This is a genomic window from Olleya sp. 1-3, assembly GCF_002836085.1.
GTDB lineage: Bacteria > Bacteroidota > Bacteroidia > Flavobacteriales > Flavobacteriaceae > Olleya > Olleya namhaensis.
Genome location: NZ_PJBW01000006.1, coordinates 204,686 through 226,658, shown reverse-complemented (window position 1 = coordinate 226,658; position 21,973 = coordinate 204,686). Strand labels below are relative to the sequence as shown.

Annotated in this window: 27 protein-coding genes; 13 read left to right on the top strand and 14 right to left on the bottom strand. The window is 32.2% G+C overall.

Annotated elements, in window-relative coordinates:
• Positions 1–116 precede the first annotated feature (116 nt).
• The 3 genes from CXF54_RS08895 to CXF54_RS08885 all read left to right on the top strand — a co-directional run bounded on the left by CXF54_RS08895 (position 117) and on the right by CXF54_RS08885 (position 2,065).
• Positions 117–590 carry an OsmC family protein gene (locus CXF54_RS08895; RefSeq protein WP_101203313.1) on the top strand — a complete coding sequence of 158 codons (474 nt, stop codon included), beginning with the start codon at positions 117–119 and terminating at the stop codon, positions 588–590.
• Positions 591–853: 263 nt separating this feature from the next.
• Complete coding sequence (locus CXF54_RS08890) at positions 854–1,393, top strand: sigma-70 family RNA polymerase sigma factor (protein WP_101203272.1); 540 nt, start codon at positions 854–856, stop codon at positions 1,391–1,393.
• Positions 1,394–1,450: 57 nt separating this feature from the next.
• Positions 1,451–2,065 carry a DEAD/DEAH box helicase gene (locus tag CXF54_RS08885; RefSeq protein WP_101203271.1) on the top strand — a complete coding sequence of 205 codons (615 nt, stop codon included), beginning with the start codon at positions 1,451–1,453 and terminating at the stop codon, positions 2,063–2,065.
• A gap of 3 nt (positions 2,066–2,068) precedes the next feature.
• Here the strand turns inward: CXF54_RS08885 and CXF54_RS08880 are convergent, their stop codons facing one another.
• A complete protein-coding gene (locus CXF54_RS08880; RefSeq protein ID WP_101203270.1) occupies positions 2,069–2,464 on the bottom strand; it encodes a hypothetical protein in 396 nt (131 codons plus the stop codon).
• Positions 2,465–2,580: 116 nt separating this feature from the next.
• On the opposite strand from CXF54_RS08880, the gene CXF54_RS08875 reads away from it, so the two are divergent.
• Positions 2,581–3,021 (top strand): Lrp/AsnC family transcriptional regulator, encoded by a 441-nt coding sequence (locus CXF54_RS08875; protein ID WP_090840006.1) that lies wholly within the window; start codon positions 2,581–2,583, stop codon positions 3,019–3,021.
• A gap of 1 nt (position 3,022) precedes the next feature.
• On the opposite strand, the gene CXF54_RS08870 is transcribed toward CXF54_RS08875, so the two are convergent.
• Genes CXF54_RS08870 through CXF54_RS08860 form a run of 3 tightly spaced genes read right to left on the bottom strand, consistent with a single transcriptional unit; the run spans position 3,023 to position 5,370 of the window.
• Positions 3,023–3,781, bottom strand: a complete 759-nt coding sequence (locus CXF54_RS08870; protein WP_101203269.1) for a DJ-1/PfpI family protein — start codon at positions 3,779–3,781, stop codon at positions 3,023–3,025.
• A 3-nt stretch (positions 3,782–3,784) separates the two neighbouring features.
• The gene (locus CXF54_RS08865; protein ID WP_101203268.1) at positions 3,785–4,162 is read right to left on the bottom strand and encodes a VOC family protein; all 378 of its coding nucleotides are present in this window, start codon (positions 4,160–4,162) and stop codon (positions 3,785–3,787) included.
• Positions 4,159–5,370, bottom strand: coding sequence for an MDR family MFS transporter (locus tag CXF54_RS08860; protein WP_090840000.1), 1,212 nt, complete (start codon positions 5,368–5,370; stop codon positions 4,159–4,161). Before CXF54_RS08860 ends, CXF54_RS08865 begins: the two co-directional genes overlap by 4 nt.
• Positions 5,371–5,632: 262 nt before the next feature.
• Here CXF54_RS08860 and CXF54_RS08855 point away from each other — a divergent pair, with 262 nt between their 5' ends.
• Together CXF54_RS08855 and CXF54_RS08850 are read left to right on the top strand one after the other, a co-directional pair.
• Positions 5,633–6,175, top strand: coding sequence for a DUF4252 domain-containing protein (locus CXF54_RS08855; RefSeq protein ID WP_101203267.1), 543 nt, complete (start codon positions 5,633–5,635; stop codon positions 6,173–6,175).
• An 11-nt stretch (positions 6,176–6,186) separates the two neighbouring features.
• A complete protein-coding gene (locus tag CXF54_RS08850; protein WP_101203266.1) occupies positions 6,187–6,792 on the top strand; it encodes a DUF1684 domain-containing protein in 606 nt (201 codons plus the stop codon).
• A gap of 1 nt (position 6,793) precedes the next feature.
• On the opposite strand, the gene crcB is transcribed toward CXF54_RS08850, so the two are convergent.
• Both crcB and CXF54_RS08840 read right to left on the bottom strand, forming a co-directional pair.
• Complete coding sequence (gene crcB / locus CXF54_RS08845; protein ID WP_090839994.1) at positions 6,794–7,165, bottom strand: fluoride efflux transporter CrcB; 372 nt, start codon at positions 7,163–7,165, stop codon at positions 6,794–6,796.
• Positions 7,166–8,212 (bottom strand): SRPBCC family protein, encoded by a 1,047-nt coding sequence (locus tag CXF54_RS08840; RefSeq protein WP_101203265.1) that lies wholly within the window; start codon positions 8,210–8,212, stop codon positions 7,166–7,168.
• A gap of 96 nt (positions 8,213–8,308) precedes the next feature.
• On the opposite strand from CXF54_RS08840, the gene CXF54_RS08835 reads away from it, so the two are divergent.
• The gene (locus CXF54_RS08835) at positions 8,309–10,348 is read left to right on the top strand and encodes a dipeptidyl-peptidase 3 family protein (RefSeq protein ID WP_101203264.1); all 2,040 of its coding nucleotides are present in this window, start codon (positions 8,309–8,311) and stop codon (positions 10,346–10,348) included.
• Positions 10,349–10,432: 84 nt separating this feature from the next.
• Here CXF54_RS08835 and CXF54_RS08830 read toward each other — a convergent pair whose 3' ends face one another.
• A complete protein-coding gene (locus CXF54_RS08830; protein ID WP_090839988.1) occupies positions 10,433–10,618 on the bottom strand; it encodes a hypothetical protein in 186 nt (61 codons plus the stop codon).
• Positions 10,619–10,682: 64 nt separating this feature from the next.
• Here CXF54_RS08830 and CXF54_RS08825 point away from each other — a divergent pair, with 64 nt between their 5' ends.
• A complete protein-coding gene (locus tag CXF54_RS08825; protein ID WP_101203263.1) occupies positions 10,683–11,069 on the top strand; it encodes a nucleoside triphosphate pyrophosphohydrolase family protein in 387 nt (128 codons plus the stop codon).
• A gap of 85 nt (positions 11,070–11,154) precedes the next feature.
• On the opposite strand, the gene CXF54_RS08820 is transcribed toward CXF54_RS08825, so the two are convergent.
• Positions 11,155–12,222: a branched-chain amino acid aminotransferase gene (locus CXF54_RS08820; protein ID WP_101203262.1), complete on the bottom strand. Its 1,068-nt coding sequence runs from the start codon at positions 12,220–12,222 to the stop codon at positions 11,155–11,157.
• 107 nt (positions 12,223–12,329) lie between these two features.
• On the opposite strand from CXF54_RS08820, the gene CXF54_RS08815 reads away from it, so the two are divergent.
• The 3 genes from CXF54_RS08815 to CXF54_RS08805 all read left to right on the top strand — a co-directional run bounded on the left by CXF54_RS08815 (position 12,330) and on the right by CXF54_RS08805 (position 14,548).
• Positions 12,330–12,860: a DUF4920 domain-containing protein gene (locus CXF54_RS08815; RefSeq protein WP_101203261.1), complete on the top strand. Its 531-nt coding sequence runs from the start codon at positions 12,330–12,332 to the stop codon at positions 12,858–12,860.
• Positions 12,860–13,546 carry a tRNA (5-methylaminomethyl-2-thiouridine)(34)-methyltransferase MnmD gene (mnmD, locus tag CXF54_RS08810; protein WP_101203260.1) on the top strand — a complete coding sequence of 229 codons (687 nt, stop codon included), beginning with the start codon at positions 12,860–12,862 and terminating at the stop codon, positions 13,544–13,546. Before CXF54_RS08815 ends, mnmD begins: the two co-directional genes overlap by 1 nt.
• A gap of 99 nt (positions 13,547–13,645) precedes the next feature.
• On the top strand, positions 13,646–14,548 hold the full coding sequence (locus CXF54_RS08805; RefSeq protein WP_101203259.1) for a TIGR01777 family oxidoreductase: 903 nt from the start codon (positions 13,646–13,648) through the stop codon (positions 14,546–14,548).
• A gap of 56 nt (positions 14,549–14,604) precedes the next feature.
• Here the strand turns inward: CXF54_RS08805 and CXF54_RS08800 are convergent, their stop codons facing one another.
• From CXF54_RS08800 to CXF54_RS08785, 4 genes are read right to left on the bottom strand one after another with little or no spacing between them, the layout of a single operon-like run.
• Complete coding sequence (locus CXF54_RS08800; protein WP_101203258.1) at positions 14,605–15,333, bottom strand: YoaK family protein; 729 nt, start codon at positions 15,331–15,333, stop codon at positions 14,605–14,607.
• A gap of 35 nt (positions 15,334–15,368) precedes the next feature.
• Positions 15,369–16,175, bottom strand: coding sequence for an alpha/beta hydrolase (locus tag CXF54_RS08795; RefSeq protein WP_101203257.1), 807 nt, complete (start codon positions 16,173–16,175; stop codon positions 15,369–15,371).
• Positions 16,176–16,223: 48 nt separating this feature from the next.
• Positions 16,224–17,456 carry a M48 family metallopeptidase gene (locus CXF54_RS08790; RefSeq protein WP_101203256.1) on the bottom strand — a complete coding sequence of 411 codons (1,233 nt, stop codon included), beginning with the start codon at positions 17,454–17,456 and terminating at the stop codon, positions 16,224–16,226.
• A 4-nt stretch (positions 17,457–17,460) separates the two neighbouring features.
• Positions 17,461–18,258, bottom strand: a complete 798-nt coding sequence (locus CXF54_RS08785; RefSeq protein ID WP_101203255.1) for a TrmH family RNA methyltransferase — start codon at positions 18,256–18,258, stop codon at positions 17,461–17,463.
• 243 nt (positions 18,259–18,501) lie between these two features.
• Between CXF54_RS08785 and CXF54_RS08780 the strand changes: the two genes are divergently transcribed.
• Positions 18,502–19,308 (top strand): DUF6503 family protein, encoded by an 807-nt coding sequence (locus tag CXF54_RS08780; RefSeq protein WP_101203254.1) that lies wholly within the window; start codon positions 18,502–18,504, stop codon positions 19,306–19,308.
• 109 nt (positions 19,309–19,417) lie between these two features.
• Positions 19,418–20,221, top strand: a complete 804-nt coding sequence (locus CXF54_RS08775) for a DUF6503 family protein (protein WP_101203253.1) — start codon at positions 19,418–19,420, stop codon at positions 20,219–20,221.
• Between the two features lie 49 nt (positions 20,222–20,270).
• Here CXF54_RS08775 and CXF54_RS08770 read toward each other — a convergent pair whose 3' ends face one another.
• Positions 20,271–20,630 (bottom strand): hypothetical protein, encoded by a 360-nt coding sequence (locus CXF54_RS08770; protein WP_090839963.1) that lies wholly within the window; start codon positions 20,628–20,630, stop codon positions 20,271–20,273.
• A gap of 26 nt (positions 20,631–20,656) precedes the next feature.
• Entirely contained in the window at positions 20,657–21,949 is a 1,293-nt protein-coding gene (locus CXF54_RS08765) for an amidohydrolase family protein (RefSeq protein ID WP_101203252.1), read from the bottom strand.
• Positions 21,950–21,973: the final 24 nt, after the last annotated feature.

Genomic DNA, 21,973 nt, shown 5'->3' with positions numbered 1-21,973 from the left:
ATAACGAAAAAGATAAACTAGCGTTTGTCATTAAGAGCAAACCAATAATATCAATACATAAAACAAAAAAAGCGTTTCAATCTGAAACGCTTTTTTTATATTCAATAAAAAAAAATATGTCTATCAATCATACTTTTAAAGCTACTATAAATTGGAATATAAATGAAGGCGAAAGCACGCAAAACCCAAGAACCTTCAGTCGTAATCATGAGGTTCTGATAGAGAACAAGGCAACGCCTTTAAAAGTATCCGCAGCAAAACCATTTAGAGGTGATGACGCTTTATACAATCCAGAAGATTTATTATTATCGGCGTTAACATCATGCCACATGATGTCTTATTTATACGTCTGTGCTCAAAATAATATAGAAGTATTAAGTTATACAGATAATGCTGAAGGCGATTTAGAAGTCAATGCTTCAGGTAGTGGTAGTTTTAAAACGGTAAGATTAAAACCAGTTGTAAGTATAAAAGACGCAAGTCAAAAAGAGTTGGCAAAAAGTCTTCATACTAAAGCTAATCAACTTTGTTTTATAGCTAATTCATGCAATTTTCCTATTGTTCATGACGCGAAAATAGTAGTACGATAATCAAGTATTAAAAAATAATTCACATGTTTTGCATCTTTTTTAAAGTATTCACGTCTATTATATGAACATAAAAATAGATATCATGAAAAATAAAGACTGTAATTGTAACTGTGAAGGTTGCTCAAAAGGAAATTGCCAAAACTGTACTTGCGATAATTGTACTTGTACAAATTGCAACTGTTAAGCAACACTTAAAAGAAGTAATAATAACGCTAGTTTTGGTAACTTTATACTAAGATTAGCGTTTCTTTTAATACATAACTATGGATACTCAAGACATTTGGAAATTACATGCAGACGACATCAAATATTTTATTTTTAGTAAAGTAAAAGATGCTGTGGTAGCGGACGATTTATTGCAAGAAACGTTTATAAAAGTGCACACTAAATTAAATACTTTAAAGGATAAAGACAAACTGAAGTCTTGGTTGTTTTCTATAGCAAGGTATACTGTTTTAGATTATTTTAGAAGTCAAAAAATAGTTTATGAAACGACTGACGAAGATTTTATTTTTGAAGAACAAAAATTAGAACATACAGAAGCTGATTGTTTACATGGGATTATTAAAAGTTTGCCTAAAAAGTATCGAGATCCACTATTTTTAAGTGATATAAAAGGTGTAAAGCAATCAGAGATTGCAGCACAATTACATTTGGCATTACCAACAGTTAAATCTCAAATACAACGCGGACGAAAACTAATTGCACAAGGTTTTGTAGACTGTTGTGATTTTGTGGTTAATGATGATGGTTTTTTGGTTGGAGAAGTTAAAGATAAAGCAGACTGTAAAATGTGCCATTAATTAGTATCTTTGCCAACTATAGATTACACTAATAGTTTACTTATCATAATTAAATAAATGTCTTTCAAGAAATACCATCCTTCATTAAAAGAAAATATTGAAAAAGCAGGTTTTGAAACTACTAATCCGTTTCAAAAACAAGTGATGCCTTTAATAAAAGCAGGAAGCGATGTGTATGCTATTGGTCCAAAAGATTGCGGTAAGACTACAGCAATGATTATTAGTACCATTCAAAAATTGGGTGCTGAAGCTTTTGAGGATTCTGCAAGAGCATTAATTGTAGTCAAAGATAAAAAAGCTGCTTTAGATTTAAGGGAGCGTTTTGAAGTGTTTACAAAAAGAACAGATTTACGTTTATATTGTGCTTATGAAGAGTATGATTTAGAAAAACAACGTGAAGAAGTGTATTATGGTGTTGATATACTAATTGCTACACCAAAACGATTAAGTAAGTTATATCACTTAAATAGTTTGCATTTAGGTGAATTACAGTTGTTTATGCTGCATGATGCTGATTTTATTGTAAGAAATAACTTTCATAATTATATTCTAAGATTAAGCGAAAGTGCACCTAAAGCCAAATTTGTAATTTTTTCTGAAACGTTTAATGCAAAAATTAAGGCCTTTCAAGACTCCTTTATGTATAATGCGAGGATAGTAGATTTTACTTAAAATCTACAGCGTTAACATCCAAGTAGTTTGTAGTTTTCTAAACTTACGGATTTCTCTTTTTAATATTGGTAAATAATCTTTACCATTACTATTACAAGATTCTAAACGACTACAGTTTTTGTATAGCCTATTGGTTAATAGGTTTACGGATGCAATATGTCTATGCTTTTTATCATGACAATGCTCTAGTTCCGCACTAATAATCTCTGGTGCTAAAGACACAGATTGCTGTACAATATCTCCAGACACATAAATATTTGAGTCCTCTCTACCATCGTCGTATAAATACGCTAAATCATGATTTAAGTAACTAGAAATATTTCTAGACAACATAAATATTTGCATAGCTTGCTTATATATAGGTAGTTCTGAAAGATGAGAAGGAATTGGAGCCGACATTTTACTTTTTCTTTTTTATCAAAAATAATAACAAGCTTGTATTTTTATCTTTCGATTTTAAAGTAAATATGTATATTTGCTTTAATAATTAAATAATTTTACAAAAATACTTTAATATGATTGTTGATGACCTAAGTTGGAAGATTTTAAAGTGTTTGCAACAAAATTCAAGACAATCAAACGCTGCTATTGGACGACAAGTAGGAATTACCTCTCCTGCTGTTTCAGAGCGTATTAAGAAAATGGAGGATTTAGGAATTATCCAAAATCACATTACATTAATCTCTCCTTTTGAAGTAGGATACCAACTTAAGGCGTTAATTACTTTACAAGCGTTTATGGGAAAATTAAAGCCTTTCCTTGAAAAAGTAAAAACACTTGATGAGGTTGTAAATTGCTATAGAATTACGGGTAACGAAAACATAGTGATGGAAGTGGTATTGAAAAACCACAAACATTTAGAAGCATTTATAGATCAGTTAATTGTGTATGGCGAATGCAAAACACAAATTATCTTGTCTCACGTTGTTAAAAATAATTCTATTAAAAAATTTTAATTTAGTTTACAATTAGGTGTGGTACTGTATTTAAGTCCCAATCTATAACCAAGCCTCCAGCTAAGGATTGTGCTACTTCTTTACCGTATAAATACTCACATAAATACAAGGCTGCTTCAAAGCTTTTAGCACCTCCAGCAGACGTAATATATTTACCATCATGCACAAAAAGCACCTCTTTTTTAATATCTAAATCAGGGTAGCGTTTACGCATGGTATCAATATCACTTGGAAACGTTGTGGATACTTTATTGTTTAAGACACCAGCTTCAGCTAATACAAAAGCACCATCGCAATGCGAGGTTACAAATGTGGCAGTTTTATCTACTTGCTTAACAAAATTGATTAATGCTATATCGTCTAAATCTGTATCTAAATGATGCTCTGCACTTGGTACAACTAGTATATCAATTTTGGGTAAGCTATCTTTAATATAGTTGTAATGAGGTAGCAAACGCATACCTTCAAATGTAGTTATTGGATGGTCTGTATTAGCAACCGTAAATACATTCATAGCTTTAATACTATCTCTAAATATAGTGTGCTGAAAAATATCATAAGGGGCAGTTAATTCAGTATTAAATGTGCCATCCATAATTAAAAACGCGACATTATAACGGTCTGGTTTTAAATCTGGGAATTGCTTTTTTATTTTAGTTTCTTCTATAGGACTAGTATTAGTTTTATCTTCTTTTTTAGTTTCAGAAGAATTACAGCTAACAAAAAGTAATACAGTAAAAAGGTATAGTATATGTTTCATAATCTAGTTTATGCGCCAAGGTGGATTTTTTCGGTTTTTGGCAGCTTTAAATAATATAATTTTATTCCCGTCGGGATCTAAAAGATGGGCTTCGGTCCAAAGCCATGACTTGTGTTCTAGTTCTGATATAAAAGTAATACCTTTTTGTTTCAGTTGAAAAACTAAAGCTTCTAAATTTTCATCTTCAAAGTAAACTATAGTGTTATTGTGTTGTTGTTTATTTTCATTAAAATGAATAGAAAATGTAGCGTCTCCATCAGGACACTCAAACCTTGCGTAACGCGGTAACGCATCTACAATAAGTTTGAGACCTAATAAAGTATAAAATGCCACAGCTTTTTCTAAATTAACAGATGATATAGTGACTTGGTTTAAATTCATCTAACTAATTTTTTACGTTTTATAAATTGATTTAAGATATATAAAAGTAGCATGCATAAACCACCTAAGACAGTCATGATATACCATGTGTTATCATAGCCGACACCTTCTACAAGCTCCATTCCTGATTTATGACCAAAGATGTGGGCAAAAGAAAAAGCTATGGAATATAATGCCATATATTCTCCTTGGTTTCCTTTTTTAGCTTGTTGTAATGCAAACGCATTAGCGAAAGGAAAAGCTATCATTTCGCCAAGCGTCATTAAAAACATAGCAAAAATTAGAATGCCTGACCAGTTAGAAAAATTAAGAATTAGAAAACTAATGGCAGTTAAAAAAGCACCAAATAATATTAGTGACGTCTTAGCAAAGCGCGTATTTTCTAAATACTTAATTAATGGCATTTCTAATAAAAAGATAAAAAAACCATTGGCACCTAGTAGTAATCCAATTTCTAATTCGCTTAACAAGTGTCTTTCTCTGTAATATAAAGGCATTGTAGAAAAGTATTGCAGGAATATAAAACCAAACAAAAACAGTGCAAATAAAAAGATAATAAACGGTTTGTCTTTATAGGCAGAGTAGGGGTTGTCTACTTTAATTTCATCTTGTACGCGTGTCTTTTTAGGGTTTAGCACCTTTATTAATAATAGTGTGGCAGCAATACAAGTTATACCGTCTACCCAAAATAGACCACCATAACCTAAGCTAACAATTATTAAACCTCCAACAGCGGGACCTGCAGAAAAGCCCAAATTAATAGCTAATCTAATTAAAGTGACACTTCTAGTTTTGTTTTCGGGTTTACTGTAGGCGCTTAACGCTACAAACATGGCTGGTCTAAACATATCTGCAACAACCATTAAAGCGAAAATACCTAAGGACAAGGTGTAAATTGTTTTTAGGTATTGCAAGCCAATAAACATGAAGCCAGAAATAAATAAACTAAAAACCATTATTTTATAGTAACCAATCTTATCGGTTAGTTTTCCGCCTAACCATGATCCGATGACAGATCCAAGTCCAAAAGCGGTCATTATTGTACCGACGTTTGACAAAGTAAATCCTAAGTCTTCTGTTAAATACAAAGACAAAAAAGGAATAACCATGGTACCGGCTCTGTTAATTAAGGTAATTAAAGACAGCCACCATACTTCTTTTGACAGTCCGTCAAAAGTGCTTATGTAATTTTTTAGTAGTTTTTTCATTGGTTTGGTAGTTAGTATAAATGTAAAAAGTCCAACGGTTAGGTTGGACTTTTTTGTATTGTATAAATTGATATTTAAATCATCATAATATATAACAGGTCCAACTACTCGTATGTCTACAAGAGGTTTGTTTAGGTAAATATGTAATGACTAAATTCATTTTTTTTTGCTTTATTGAGTTCAAATCTAGACAAAAATTTTTATTAAGTTGTATTTTTGAAGAGCCTATTTTTTTAAACCACAATTAAATAAATTTTTATAAATGAAAAAAACGTTATTTATCATATCACTTTTTACGCTGTTTTTTTCTTGCGGAAGCGCTTCATTTCAAGGGTTTTATAATGCTCATAAAACAGACTTGGGTGCGACGTCTTTTCAAGTGCCTAATTTTATGAAAGCTTTGCTAAGTTCGGTTTCTGTGCAAACAAAAAGTGTTATTGGAAATTTACAAGATTTAAAATACATCCAATTAGAACAGGTAAGCGAGCAAAGAAGAGCCTCTGTTATTTCTGAAATGAATGCAGTTACAAACTCTGGTTTTACTGATATGTTTAGAAAAAATGAGGTTGCCGAGACTAGAATTATTTCGGTCAAAGAACGTGGTAATATTTTAACAGATGTCATTATTTTTAATAGTAATAATTTAAAAACGACAGCGTTTTATTTAAAAGGTAGTTTTGATCCCGATAAAATAAAAGTCTTATCAGAGGCTAAAAATTTTGATGCCTTTTCTCAGGACTTATTACAATCTTATAAATCTAATAGCAATATAACTATTAGTCCTTCGTTTAACCCAAATAACTAAGTCTATAATTTATGAAAAAAGCTGTTGTTTTATTTATCATAATTTCTGTTACATTAAGCTGTGCTCAAGATAAGCTACCCTTGTTAGGAGATACTGAGTACCAACGCGAAATGAATGCTAATTTTAAAGATGCAGCAAAATCGCCTTTAAAGGATAGTGACCGTAAAGCCTTTAGAAGTTTAGATTTTTTTAAATTTGATAGTACTTACGTAGTTACTGCCGCGTTTAAAAGAACACCAAATGAGTCTTCTTTTAAAATGAAAACAACTACAGATCGTTTAGTAGATTATGTAAAATATGGCGAAGTTACTTTTACTATAGACGGAAAAGAGCAAAATCTAAACGTCTATCAAAATATCGAATCTGTAAAGCAACTAGGCGAGGAGGAAGCTCTGTTTTTGCCATTTATGGATAATACAAACGGAGAAGAAAGCTATAAGGGCGGACGTTATGTCGAGGTTAAATTACCGGAAAATAACCAAATGGTTATAAACTTTAATAGGGCGTATAATCCCTATTGTGCTTATAATAAAAAGTATTCTTGCCCCATTGTACCAAGCGAAAACATTTTATATGTGCGCATTGAAGCTGGAGTTAAAAAGTATAAAAAAGACTAGATTAAAATTGTTTAGCAACCCACATCCCAAAAAACACTGCTAAAAAACCAAGTATAAAACTGGTAATAGTATAAAGAGCAAAACTTGTAAAATCTCCTGATTTTAAAAACAAGTGATTCTCATAAGCAAACGTAGAGAAAGTTGTGAATCCACCACAAAAACCAGTCGCTAATAATAACGTTTGATTATTGTTAAGGGTGTTGTTTTTTAAGGCTAAACCTAGAATAATCCCTATTAATAAACTACCCAAAATATTGGCTAAAAAGGTGCCATACGGAATCCCGTTTTCAGTATTATTAAGTGCTTTTCCAATAATATAACGCAGGACGCTTCCAAAACCACCACCTACAAAGACTAATACAAGTTGTTTCATTTAATTACTTAAAGTTGTGTTGTTTTCTATTAGTATAGGTAAATATATTTCTGTAATCCAATCTGATGGATTTGGTGTGTTGGTTGGATCTGTCACATATACTTCCAAAGTTACACCTGTTTTATCTGCAACTAAGTTGTTATCTGTTTGGTAGCTCATTGCAGTATTCCATGCTTTTTCTAAGTGAGAATAGTTTCCTTTTAAGGTTGTTTTTAAAGCGCTAAAAGGTTCTAATTGTCCAGTTAATATATCATCTTGAGAAGTAATAATACGATCTGCAGTTGGCATTGCACAAGAAAACATAACTGCATTATTCTCTAAATCCCATTTATGATAAATTACAAATGGTGCTCCAGATGGCGTGATATTATTGTCCTTAAAATATTGTTTTAATTTTGGAAACATTTGCTCCATTTTTCCTTTAAAAGTCTCCATTTTAGAAGAAGTGGTGGTGTATACATAAAAGCCACCACCATGTTCCGTAACACCATTTATTGTTATGCTATGTTGTTTCATACTTTCTGTAACCTTACGATCTAGAAGGTCCAAACTACGCTCATAATATGGCCCTATTTGCTTGTCCATCCCTCCAGAAAACGCACTATATGCTTTAAATCCAAACGGTAAATCTTTCCCAGAAATGGTCCACTTTACCGCCGTACTTCCGTCAGGGTTTGGTTTAAAATTCCATATAACATTAGAGCTAGGATAGTCTCCAAATTGCATGACTTGTGTTATCGATTTATTTGGATTGTTATCTGTTGTGGTCATTGTGCCCGTTTCGCCATTATCAGTCCAAGAATAAGCACCATCTATACCTTTTGTTTGCTCAGGATAAGTAATAGTCATTTCTGGCTTTTCTTCAATCCAAGCATTCCAATCTTCCCAGTTTTTAAAATCAATAACTTCATTGTAAATTAGACTTGCAGGTGCTTGTATAGTTTTACTTCTAGTTACTGTATAATCATTAGGTTGTACTGCTACATAAATAGCTATTGCTATAATTGCAATTAATAAAAGAAACAATAGGTACTTTATGTATTTCATTCTGAGCAAAATTAAATAGTTAGTTATTTCAAAGATAATCAATTTACAATTTGTTAAATTCTTATCTTTAAAGACTTTTAAAAAACTATATTAATTATGAAACTAAAATCAATACTAAGTGCTGCGTTTGTTGCAACACTATTGTTTTCTTGTGGTAATGATAAGGCAGAAAAGCCAGCAACACAGGAAACAGCAAAAGCCGAAACAGCTTTTGACTTTAATGTCGAGCAATTTGCAGATATTAAAATACTACGATATCAAATTCCGGGTTGGGAAAATCTAACCTTAAAAGAACAAAAACTAGTTTATTATTTAACACAAGCAGGTTTGGCAGGTCGCGATATTATGTGGGACCAAAACTACAGACATAATCTAAAAATCAGAAAAGCATTAGAAAATATCTATACTAACTTTTCAGGAGATAAAGCTACTGCAGATTGGAAAGCTTTTGATGCTTACGTAAAACGTGTATGGTTTAGTAATGGTATCCACCACCACTATTCTAACGATAAGCTTAAGCCAGGTTTTTCAAAAGAGTATTTACAGGAAATTATGACTGCAACTAACACAACGTTAGCTGGAGAAGCGTTTAATGTCTTGTTTAATGATACAGATAGCAAAAAAGTAAACCTATCTAAAGGGGTTGATAATGTTGCATTATCTGCTGTTAACTTTTACGGACCTGGTGTTACTAATGCAGATGTAGAATCGTTTTACAAAAAAATGAAATCGCCAAACCCAGATAAGCCATTATCATATGGTTTAAACTCTCAGTTAGTTAAAGAGAATGGTGTTTTGAAAGAACGTGTGTATAAGTCTGGTGGTTTATACGGTGCAGCTATTGACCAAATTGTTAAATGGTTAGAATTAGCAAAAGGCGTTGCAGAAAATAAAGAACAAGGTACTGCTTTGGGGCTTTTAATTAGATACTACAAAACAGGAGATTTACAAACTTGGGATAATTATAACGTAGCTTGGACTGCTGCTACTGCAGGAAATGTAGATTATATTAATAGTTTTATTGAAGTTTATAATGACCCATTAGGATATAGAGGATCTTACGAAACAGTTGTACAAATCAACGATTTTGACATGTCAGCAAAAATGGCTGTATTATCAGAAAACGCACAATGGTTTGAAGATAATTCACCTTTAATGGATGCACACAAAAAGAAAAATGTGGTTGGTGTAACTTATAAGGTAGTAAATGTAGCAGGAGAGGCAGGAGATGCATCACCTAGCACACCAATTGGCGTAAACTTACCAAACGCTAACTGGATTCGTGCAGCTGTAGGAAGTAAGTCAGTGTCTTTAGGTAATATTATTCATGCGTACAACAACGCAGGAAGTACGGGGCGTTTAAAAGAATTTGTAAACGATGACCAAGAGTATATTTTAGAAGAAAAATACGGGCAAATAGCAGATAAGTTGCATACAGCATTACACGAAGTTATTGGACACGCCTCAGGACAATTAAATCCAGGTGTAGGAGAGACTAAAGAAACACTTAAAAATTATGCTTCTACTTTAGAAGAAGGTCGTGCTGATTTAGTTGGTTTATACTACTTGTATAATCCAAAAATTCAAGATTTAGGATTGGTTGACGATTGGGAAAACGTTGGTATGGCAGCCTATGATGGTTACATCCGTAATGGATTAATGACTCAGTTAATTAGATTAAATATCGGAGACGAAGTAGAAGAAGCGCATATGCGTAACAGACAATGGGTTAGTGCTTGGGTATTTGAAAAAGGAAAAGCTGATAACGTAATAGAAAAAATTACTCGTGATGGAAAAACATATTTTAACATCAATGATTATGAAAAACTTCATAGTCTTTTTGGCGAGTTATTGCGCGAAACACAACGTATCAAGTCTGAAGGCGATTATAAAGCTGTAGAAGACTTAGTAGAAGGTTATGGTGTAAAAGTGGACCAAGCTATTCATAAAGAAGTTTTAGAGCGTAACAAACAGTTTACATCTCCTGCTTACAGCGGTTTTGTAAATCCTGTATTAGTGCCAGAAACAAATGCTGATGGAGAGATTACTGCTATTAAAGTAACACAACCAGAAAGTTTTGATGGTCAAATGTTATTTTACAGTAAAAACTACAGTTTTTTACCAGAAGTAAACTAAAATTATAACGCTTACGCGGAAATTAAAAAGCCTTAATCTAATTTAGATTAAGGCTTTTTTTATTACTTAAAAATAGTGTCGTTTTTATTTAAATATAACTTTAATAGCCACAATCATCCCAATAAAACCAAGGAAGGCTAGAAGTACCCATGGGACACCTTTAAAGTGTGCTTTATGTAGTTTTAAATCTTTTCTGTACATTCTTATAAGCACTAAAATAAAAGCAATAGCGAATAAAACTCCAAAAACGATTTGTCCTTTACTAAACATAATTTATTTTTAAGCAAAATTACTAAAACTAAGGACTAACATCAAAGAATAAAACAACAATTACATGCAAGATAAAATTGAAGCAGTAAAAGCTTTTCATACAGCTTTTAAAATAGGACATAAAGAGGCGCCAAAAGCGGATTTAGGTGAGGCTAAAAATAAATTGCGTTTTGAGCTAATGCGAGAGGAAAATGCAGAATATTTAGAGGCTGCACAAAATAACGATTTAGTCGAAGTTGCAGATGCTTTAGGAGATATGTTATATATTTTATGTGGTACTATTATAGAGCATGGTATGCAACATAAAATTGAACAAGTATTTAACGAAATACAACGCAGTAACATGAGTAAATTAGGTGAAGACGGAGAACCTATTTATCGTGAAGATGGAAAAGTATTAAAAGGACCAAATTATTTTAAGCCAAATATAAAAGCAATATTGGATAAGTAATTTATTAACATATAAGCACAAAAAAAAGCAACCAATTGGTTGCTTTTTTTTGCTATCTAAAACTAGATATATTTATATGTTCTAATTAAAGTTTTACACGCCATCCAAATGGGTCTTCAACTTTATTAGTTTGTATTGCTACAATACGATTTTTTAATTTTGATGCAAAAGAAGCGTCTTGTTCTGGAATTATAAAATCTTCGCCTCTAAATCCAAAACCAGAAATTGGAGAAATTACTGCAGCTGTTCCTGCTCCAAACATTTCTTTTAAACTTCCATTTCTAGATGCTTCAACTAACTCACTAACTTTTACTTTTCTAACGTCTGTTTTTAAACCTTCAGCTTCTGCTAACTGTAAAATACTTTTTCTTGTAATTCCGTCTAAAATACGGTCACTTACAGGAGATGTTAAAAGGGTATCGTTAATACGAATAAAGACATTCATCGCACCAGCTTCTTCTATAAATTCGTGCGTAGTATCGTCGGTCCAAATGACTTGTTGGTATCCTTTTGCTTTTGCTAATTGTGTTGGATAAAACTGTCCAGCATAATTACCACCAGCTTTAGCAAATCCTACACCACCGTTTGCACTACGTGAGTACGTTTCTTCTATTAAAACATTAACTTTTCCAGAAAAATAAGCGCCTGAAGGTGCCGCACAAATAATAAATTTATACTCATCAGCAGGAGAGGCATGAAATCCTTTTCCTGATGCAAAAATAAATGGTCTAATATATAATGAGCTTCCTTCTGCAGTTGGGATCCAATCTTTTTCCACTTCTAAAAGGGCTTTTAAACCTTCCATGAAATACGCTTCTGGTAACTCAGGAATAGATAAACGTTTAGCAGACACATTTAAGCGTCTTACATTATCCATAGGCCTAAACATAAAGACATCTTCTTTATCATCTTTGTAGGCTTTCATACCTTCAAAAATAGACTGTCCATAATGAAAAATTTTCGCTGATGGATCTAAAGTAATTGGGCTGTAAGGAACAATCTCTGGAGTGTGCCACTTACCATCCTTATAATCGCAAATTAGCATGTGATCAGAAAACACTTGTCCGAATGCTAAATTGTTAAAATCAATCGAACTTATTTTTGAAGATTCAGTTCGTGTAATTTTTATGTCGTTTTTGGTTAAAGCTGCCATATTTTGTGGTTGTTTTTCTGACACAAAAATACAGAAATATAAATTAGAAAGTATGCTATTGCACTTAAAATACTATCTTTGAATAACATAATTTAATAGATAACACCATGAGAAATTATTTCATCTTATTAGCACTATTAGTAACAATAGTTGCTTGTAAAAACGACACTAAGCAGCAAGATGCATCAGAAGTTGCTAAAAAAGAAGCAACGGAGCGAGCAGATGCTATTACTTTTAAGCCGTTTGGAAAAGAGATTATAGCTAACGACGCTATTGCATCTAGATCCATGATAGCCCATTATAAAGATTTAAAGTCTGGAGATAGCATTCCTGCTAAAGTAACGTTAAAAGTAAAAGAAGTTTGCCAAGCTAAAGGTTGTTGGATGACAGCAGATTTAGGAGATGGTAATGAAGTGATGGTAAAGTTTAAAGACTATGGTTTTTTTATGCCAAAAGATATTGCTGGACAAATGGTAATTGTAAATGGAATGGCATATGTTAAAGAGGTGCCTGTAGATGAGCAACGTCATTATGCTGAAGATAAAGGCGCAACTAAAGAAGAAATTGAGAAAATTACAGAACCAAAACGTACGTATTCTTTTGAAGCAGATGGTGTACTATTAGTAGATACTAAATAGTGAAACCACAAATAGAATTAACAAAAGACGGATCTTCAACTTTGTTACATCCCAAGTATAATGCCTTATATCATTCTACTTATGGCGCAATAGAAGAGTCTAACTTTGTATATATAAATGCAGGATTGTTTTCTGTTTTGTCTTCTGAAAAGGAGCAGGACTTAAAACAATCCTGTTCTATTTTAGAAGTTGGCTTTGGGTCTGGATTAAATGCTTTTAATACGTTTTTAAAAACAGAAGCATTGCCAGTAAATATCAACTATGTTGGTATAGAAACCTTTCCTATAGGACTAGATATTGTAGCACAATTAAATTACCCTGATTTATTTTTGAAAAAAGACAAGCAATCAGTTTTTAATCAAATGCACGATGTCTCTTGGGAAGAGCAACATCAACTTACAGACCAATTTAGTCTTGAAAAGCGTAATCTTGATATTTTTAAATTAGAGGACAAAGCACAATATGATGTCATTTATTATGATGCGTTTGGTCCAGGTGCACAACCAGAATTATGGACAGAGCCTATTTTTAAAATTATGTTCGAGGCGCTTAAAACAAACGGTATATTAATTACGTATTGTGCACAAGGTGCAGCAAGACGTGCTATGATTAGTGCAGGTTTTAAAGTTGATCGATTACCGGGACCGCCAAATAAACGTCATATTTTAAGAGCTGTAAAAATTTAGTTGTCCGAAGTGTTTTTTTATTCTTATAATTAAACGTTAAAGCTTACTTAAACCGTTAAAAGTTAGTATTACTTATTCGTATTTTTAATAAAAAAAGTAATGCGAATTTTAATTACGGGAGCAACAGGATTAATTGGAAGCGAAATTGTAAAACAATGTCGCTTAAATAATATTGCTGTTAATTATTTAACAACAAGTAAATCCAAATTGTCTAAAGCCGAAAACTACAAAGGTTTTTATTGGGATCCCTCTAAAAACGAGATTGATGTGGCGTGCTTAGAAGATGTGCAAGCAATTATCCATTTGGTTGGTGCTAGCATTTCTAAACGTTGGACAGAAGCGTATAAAAAGACTATTTTGTTAAGTCGTGTTCAGACCTCTCAATTAATATTCAATACATTGCAAAATAATCCTAATCAAGTTACTCAAATTGTTTCAGCTAGTGCTATTGGTATTTATCCAAATTCATTAACTAATTATTATACGGAGGACTCGAAAGAAGTTAGCACGTCCTTTTTAGGTCAAGTAGTGGAACAATGGGAGCAAGCAGTAGATGCCTTTTCTAGTTTGGATATTATGGTTTCTAAAGTTAGAATTGGATTAGTCCTATCTGCAAAAGGCGGAGCGCTTCCAGAAATGGCTAAACCTATTAAGTTTGGTGTCGGTGCGGCATTTGGGTCTGGTAAACAATGGCAATCTTGGATACATATTTCAGATCTTGCTAATTTGTTTTTACATGTTTTAGAACATAAATTAGAAGGTATTTATAACGGTGTAGCACCAAATCCAGAGACTAATACTTATTTAACAAAAGCAATAGCAAAGCAATTAAAAAGACCATTACTATTGCCTAATATTCCAGAGTTTGCAATGAAGCTTATTTTAGGAGATATGCATATCTTGTTATTTGAGAGTCAACGTGTAAGTTCTCAAAAAGTTGAAGAAACAGGTTTTAATTTTACACATTATAATCTTCAAAGCGCCTTACAGGAGGAGTATTAGGAGGATTTGTTTACAATAGTTTGTTATACTGTTTTTATGAGATTAACGAACTACTATTATTTGATTTTTTTTCTTCTAGTCTTTATTACTTTATACCTAAGATCATCATAGAACAAACTTATTAGTAAAATGACAGCACCTATAATCAAGGTATTCAACTTTAGGTTTACTTTAGAGTAAAAGAATCCACCAATAAGTCCACCAGCAAAAAAGAATAAAATGATATAAATACGAAGTTTAATATTTGCTTTTAGTTTTGCTCTTATTGTGTCAAATTTCGGAAAAAACAATAGAGAAAGATCAATACCTAGATCGGTAAAAAGACCAGTAAGATGTGTGGTCCTAACAACTGCATTTGAAATTTTAGTTACAAAAGAGTTTTGAAGCCCCATTGCAAAAAGAAGCAAGCAAACAATAATGTTGGGAGAAGTGATAATTATAAAATTACTTAAACAGCCAATAGATATTAAGATAAAACATTCAATAAGTGTGGGTAAAACGTAAACATTTAGCTGTTTGTTTTCTTTAAAAAACTCAATTAAAAAACTAGAGGTAAAGGATCCTAATAAAAATGAGAATATATATAGAAAATAGATCGTTCCTTTCCAAACGTCAAGATTAGCAACGTCCGTAATAAATAGTGCAAAATGACCTGTTACATTTGTTGTTAATTGTTTGAAAGCTAAAAAGCCTACAACATTAACAATTCCGGCAACAAAGGATAATACCGTGGCAATACGCAGATTATGTTTTAAGTTTCTGCTTTTGCCTTGATGTCTAAACATTCTTTTTTGTTTTAGTTACTATAAGTGATAAGCAATTACTGTAACGTCCATTTAAAAGCTTTGTCTTTAGTTGCTCTAAAAATGGTGTTGTGCTGTTCATTAGGGGCATCAGAGTATTGCCAAATTAAGTTTTCTGGCGCCTCTGCTTTTAATAGTTTGTCTAATGTGTTTGTCGCAATGGATATGTCTTTAGCGTTAGACCCTGCAAACCAAAATTTAATTTCTTTATTGTTTAATGCAGCTAATTTATCCGATGCAGTTTTGACTAAGTGCATATCATTCCACCATAATGATGGATCCATAGCTATATAAAAATTAAAAGTATCTGGTTTTAGTAACATGGTTTCGACAACAAAAAGACCAGCTAGAGATTCGCCAACAATACCCTTTCTTTCATTTGTGCGGTAACGCGAATTGATTTCAGGAAATAACTCATCAGTAATAAATGCTCTAAAGTTTTTAGCACCATCCGTTAATGGACAATATTGTTCATCTTCTTTAACTTTAGAAAATCCGGATAAATCTCTTCTTCTGTCCGTGTTTTCTATTCCAACAAGAATAATCGGAGAAATACTTTTGGATTTTATAAGTTCTGCAAGTGTATTAGCAATATGCGAGAAATCTTCTTTAATTCCGCCGTCAGGCATATACAATACCGGGAAGGTAGTAGTAGATGTTTTATATTCGGGAGGTGTCCAAACAGTGATAACTCTAGTTTCGTTTACTGCTTTAGAAGCTATTGTAAACGTGTCGTGTTCTGGTATTGGATCTATGATTTGTGTGTTGTCTTTACATCCAAAAAACACTAAACATAATACTAAGTAGCAGCTGATTTTTTTCATAATAACGATTTGACTACAAGTTAAAACAAAAAATAAATCAAGGTAAAATTATTGTCTTAAATTTTTAATTCTTTCCAGTAATGTAGGATGCGAATAATGCATAAAGACATAGGCTGGATGAGGCGTTAAATTACTTAAACTATTTTTAGACAATTTTTTAAGCGACGTAATTAAAGGTTCAGACTTAAAGGTGGTTTTAGCATAATTATCGGCTTGGTATTCAAACTTACGTGAAAACCAATTCATTAATAATCCTGTAATTTCGGATAAAGGCGAATATAAAATACCAAACGCAATTAGTCCAATATGAAAACTTGGTGTTGCCACACCTAATGCTTCACTTAACATTGGGTTTCCTATTAAAAGCGATAAAATATATAAGGTAAACCCGGTTAATATTACAGAGGTTGTTAAGTTAAAAATAATATGTTTCTTTTTGTAATGACCAACTTCGTGTGCCAAGACAGCAACAATTTCATCTTCATTTAAGTCATTAACTAAAGTGTCATAAAGTGTGACACGTTTTTCGCTTCCAAAACCAGAAAAATAAGCGTTTGCTTTTGTGCTACGTTTAGAACCATCAATGATATAAATTTTATCTAAATTAAAACCTACAGTGTTGGCATAGTCAGAGATTGCAGTGCGCAAGCTTCCGGCTTCTAATGGACTTTGTTTATTAAATATAGGGACAATTAGCCTAGAGTAAAACAGGTTAACAAACACCGTGAAAACGGTTATTAATAACCAAGCATATATCCAAAATGTTGAACCTGTAGTTTGATAAAACCAAGTTAATGCACCTAATATTAAACCACCAATAAAAATGGTCATAAACCAACCTTTAATTTTGTCTAGGATAAAGGTTTTTCTTGTGGTTTTATTAAACCCAAACTGTTCCTCGATAACAAAGGTTTTGTAGTAAGAAAAGGGAGTGGTTAGTACATCACTACCTAACATGATTATTCCAAAGAAAATTAAAGTAATTAAAATAGAATGTTCTGTTAATTGTCTAGCTATTTGATCTACGTAAGCAAAACCATCAAAAAAGAAAAATCCTAATGTAAGTAGTAATGAAAACGTTGAGGTAAGCAACCCGAATTTATAGTTAGTAGCTTTATAACGTTGCGATTTTTTGTATTCTGCGTCATCATAAACATCTTGTAATTCTGATGGCAAAGCATCGTTATAATGTTTCGCGTTAAGCACATCTAAAATGTTATCAATTATAAAACTGATGGTTATAATAGCTATTAAAATATAAAATAAAGTAGTTGCTGTCATTAGATTATTTAAAATTACGCTGACGTTTAGCTTCAAAAATTAATATTCCAGCTGCAACAGACACATTCATGGAGTCTATGGCACCTTGCATAGGTATTTTTATATTTTGCTTAGATGCTTTTCGCCAAGTATCACTTAAACCATCCGCTTCCGTACCAACTACAATAGCACTTCCTTTACTATAATCTTGCTCGTGATAATGCACAGCATCTTGTAAAATAGCACTGTAAATAGCAATATTATTTTGATTTAAAAAGGCGATAATATCTTCAGTTGTTCCTGTTGCAATTTGATTAGTAAAAATACAACCAACGCTAGATCGTACTATGTTTGGATTGTATAAGTCTGTTTTTGGATTTGCAATAATCACAGCGTCTACATTAGCAGCATCCGCAGTACGTAAAATAGCACCAATATTACCTGGTTTTTCAGGAGCTTCGGCAATTAAAATTAAAGGATTGTTATTATTAAAAACAATAGACTCTAATTGATGCGGTTTACTTTTGGCAATAGCCATGATGCCTTCCGTAGTTTCGCGATAAGCTATTTTTTGGTAGACGTCTTTTGAGACTTCAATGATATCGATAGTATCAGGGAAATTAATTAGTTTTTTGGTGTCATAAATTTCAGGTAACACTAAAATAGTTTCGATAGCATACTGTCCGTTTAAAGCCAATTGTATTTCGCGTTCACCTTCTAAAACAAAAGTATTTGTTTTTTTACGTTCGCGAGATTTGTCTTTTAATAAAACAATGTGTTTTATTAATGGATTTTGAGTGCTACTTATTTGTTTATTGCTCATGCTAATTTGTGTACCCTTTGATTTAGATTGTACAAATTTAAGGTAATTCTTGCAGTATACCATGCTAGGCATTTACTAAGAAAAATTTAGATGTTATGTTCACAAACGATATCGTAAACCCTAGTAAATGCAAGGTTTTTGAAATATTAAAATGAAATGTTAAATAAAAATTATAACTTTTTTTATGTAAAGAATAGTAATTATTTTCGTGCAAGTAAAGAATACTAAAAAACCAATATTTAAATGAAACATTTATTTTACACATTATCCCTAGGGTTATTATTGTTTTCTTGTAAAACAGAAACAAAAAAAGAGGCCACTATTACTGCTGATACAACAGAAAAAATAGTTGAAATCGATATGACAAAATATCCTGAGAACTTAAGAAAAGTATTTGATGCTCATGGTGGTTTGAAGCTTTGGAAATCTATGAGAGCTTTAGAATTTACGCAAGTAAAACCATCAGGACAAGAAATTACCATTACAGATTTAAAGAATAGAAAAGCTAAGATAGAGTCCCCAGATCACGCAATTGGTTTTGATGGTCAAAATCCATGGTTATTAAATAAATCTAACGTAGAGTATAAAGGTTATGATCCTCAATTTGGATATAACTTAATGTTCTATTTTTATACAATGCCTTTTATTTTGTCTGACGACGGAATTAAATTTTCTGAGGCGGAAGCACTTACTTTTGAAGGTGTGACGTATCCTGGAATTAAAATTTCTTACGATAATGGAGTGGGAGCAACACCAGAAGATATATATGTGCTATACTATAATGAGGATACTTTTAAAATGGAATGGTTAGGATATACTGTAAACTTTGTACCTGGAATAGATACTAAGGAGTTACACTTTAGAAGATATAGCGAATGGCAATCTGTAAACGGTTTAATTTTACCTAAAGTTATAACAGGTTACGGTTTTAAAGATGATAAGCCAACGACTCCAAAATCACCAAATGTTTTTACAAACATTAAATTAACAAAAACAGCTCCAGATCAATCGTTATTTGATAAGCCTGAAAAAGCAAATTTTGTAAATTAACGACAACATTAAACTAATTAAAAGCTTCAGTATTTAACTGAAGCTTTTTTTTGTAATGAATATAATTAATTACGACTCAATTAAAATACTTAAATAAAACAGAATATAAATGAAACAATTAGTGTACACTTTAGCCTTAGGATTATTACTTTTTTCTTGTAAAGGTGAAGTTAAAACAGAAACAACAGTTGAAACAGATTACTCAAAAGAAACACTTGACGTAACAACGTCAATCTATCCAGAAAATATATCTAATGTATTTAAGGCGCATGGTGGTTTGGATAATTGGAATCAGATGCAATCTGTTGCGTTTACAATGAATAAGCCAAACGGTAAAGAGGTAACTGCTGTAAATTTAAAATCTAGACAGTCTTTAATTACAATGCCAGATCACGTTTTAGGATATGATGGTAACACCGTATGGTTAGATAATAAAAGTGCTGAGGTTTATAAAGGTAACCCAAAGTTTTATTATAATTTAATGTTCTATTTTCATACAATGCCATTTGTATTGGCTGATAGTGGAATTAACTATGAAGTTACAAAACCTTTAAGTTTTGAAGGTGTTGAATATCCTGGAATTAAAATTAGTTATGATAATGGCGTAGGAGAGTCATCTGATGACGAGTATGTGTTGTATTACAACCCAACAACATTTAAAATGGAATGGTTAGCATATACTGTTACTTTTAATAGTAAAGCTAAAAGCGAAAAATGGTCGTTTATTAAATATAGTAATTGGCATACAGTTGAAGGTATGGTATTACCTAAGACTTTAACATGGTATATTGTTGAAGATAATTTACCAGTTAAAAAACGTAACGATTTGCAGTTTACTGATGTTACTTTATCTAAGCAAGCATTACCTGCAAGTACATTTGCAAAGCCAGAAGCTGCAACTGTAGTAGAGTAAATACTACGATTAATATTATAAAAAAAAGCGACCCATTGGGTCGCTTTTTTTATTTTTTAAAGTTTATCCGATTATTTCCATTAGGATTTAGAAATGTGCCGGTATACATTACGTTTTGTAATTCTATATCTAAACTTGGTCTTATATCTAATGTAACGCCTTCAAAAGATTTTCCGATATTAGTTGTGTTTATTATCAATTGACCTTGTCTCATTTCATCTAAACGATCAATTAGGACTAGTGTTTCATTAATATTAGTGCTAATAGCTTTTAGTCTATCATACACATTATCAAAATCAGGATAATTTATTACTTGTACTGGCTTACTAGTATTAGATTCTACTATAATTTCTTGCGAAAAACCTAAGTAACTTACAAGTGTTAAACTAAGTGTCAAAAAATATTTCATAGCTATAGTTTTAAAATTAGTACTGTTTATTTCTTATACTTCTCAGAATAACGCTTGTATAATTCTGTTTGGTGCGTTTCTAAGCTAATATTACGACCTTGGATAAAAGCTTGGTCCAGTTTGTTTGTTCTCATGTCTAAAGCATCACCTTGGCTAATAAAAAGGGTAGCGTCTTTACCAACTTCTAAAGAGCCTACAATGTCATCTATACCCAATATTTTAGCAGTGTTTAATGTTATTAAGCTTAGTGCTTGTGCTTTTGTTAATCCGTGTGCTACGGTTGTCCCAGCTAAAAATGGTAAGTTTCTAGTGTTCATACGCTCCATATCTCCAGCATTTTCCAAACCAACTAAAATACCTGAATTTACTAATTGCGTTGCTAATTTGTATGGCAAGTCGTAATCATGATCGTCTCCTTTTGGTCTAGAATGTGTACGTTGCAATAACACAGGGACGTTGTTTTGCTTTAATAGGTCGGCAACATTATTAGCTTCATAACCACCAACAATAACAAGGTGTTTTATGTTTTCTGCTTTAGCAAAATTGATTGCATCCGTAATTCCTTTTTCATAATCTACATGTACAAAAAGTCTTTTACTACCATCCATTAAACCATTTAGCGCTTCAAAAGGTAAGTCTTTTGGTGTTGTTTTATTAGCGTTATAGGCTTTGCTTTGTGCAAAGTAGTTGGTTAATTCTTCAATCTCTTTAGCGTAGTTTTTGTTTTCTTTTAAAACATTTGGTTCTCCTAACCACCAGCGTCCTCTAGAGTAGTTGCTTGGCCAGTTTAAGTGAATCGCATCATCAGCCTTAATCGCTGCATCTTCCCAGTTCCAAGCATCTAATTGTACAACACTTGATGTTCCAGAGATACGTCCACCACGAGGTGTGATTTGCGCCATTAAAACACCATTAGGTCTCATAGATTCTACTACTTTAGATTCGGTATTATAAGCAATAAGACTACGGATGTGCGGATTCATAGCGCCAACTTCGTCTTCGTCATCACTAGCACGTACAGCATCAACTTCAACTAAACCTAAAGTCGCATTTGGTGCAATAAAGCCAGGGTATACATGTTTACCTTTGGCATCAATAACAGTTCCTTTTCTTGCAATTTTTGAGTTAGCACTACCAACAAAAGTTAGTGTACCATTTTCAAACATTATTAAAGCGTTTTCAATAACATCACCATTTCCTAAATGTGCTGTTGCACCTTCAATAGTAATGGCTTGGGTTTGTTTATCTCCAGGCGTTTGTTGTGCAAAACTAATTGCCGAAACACATAACGTTAGGATTAATATTTTGAGTGTTCTCATGATTTATTATCGTTTTATTTCCGC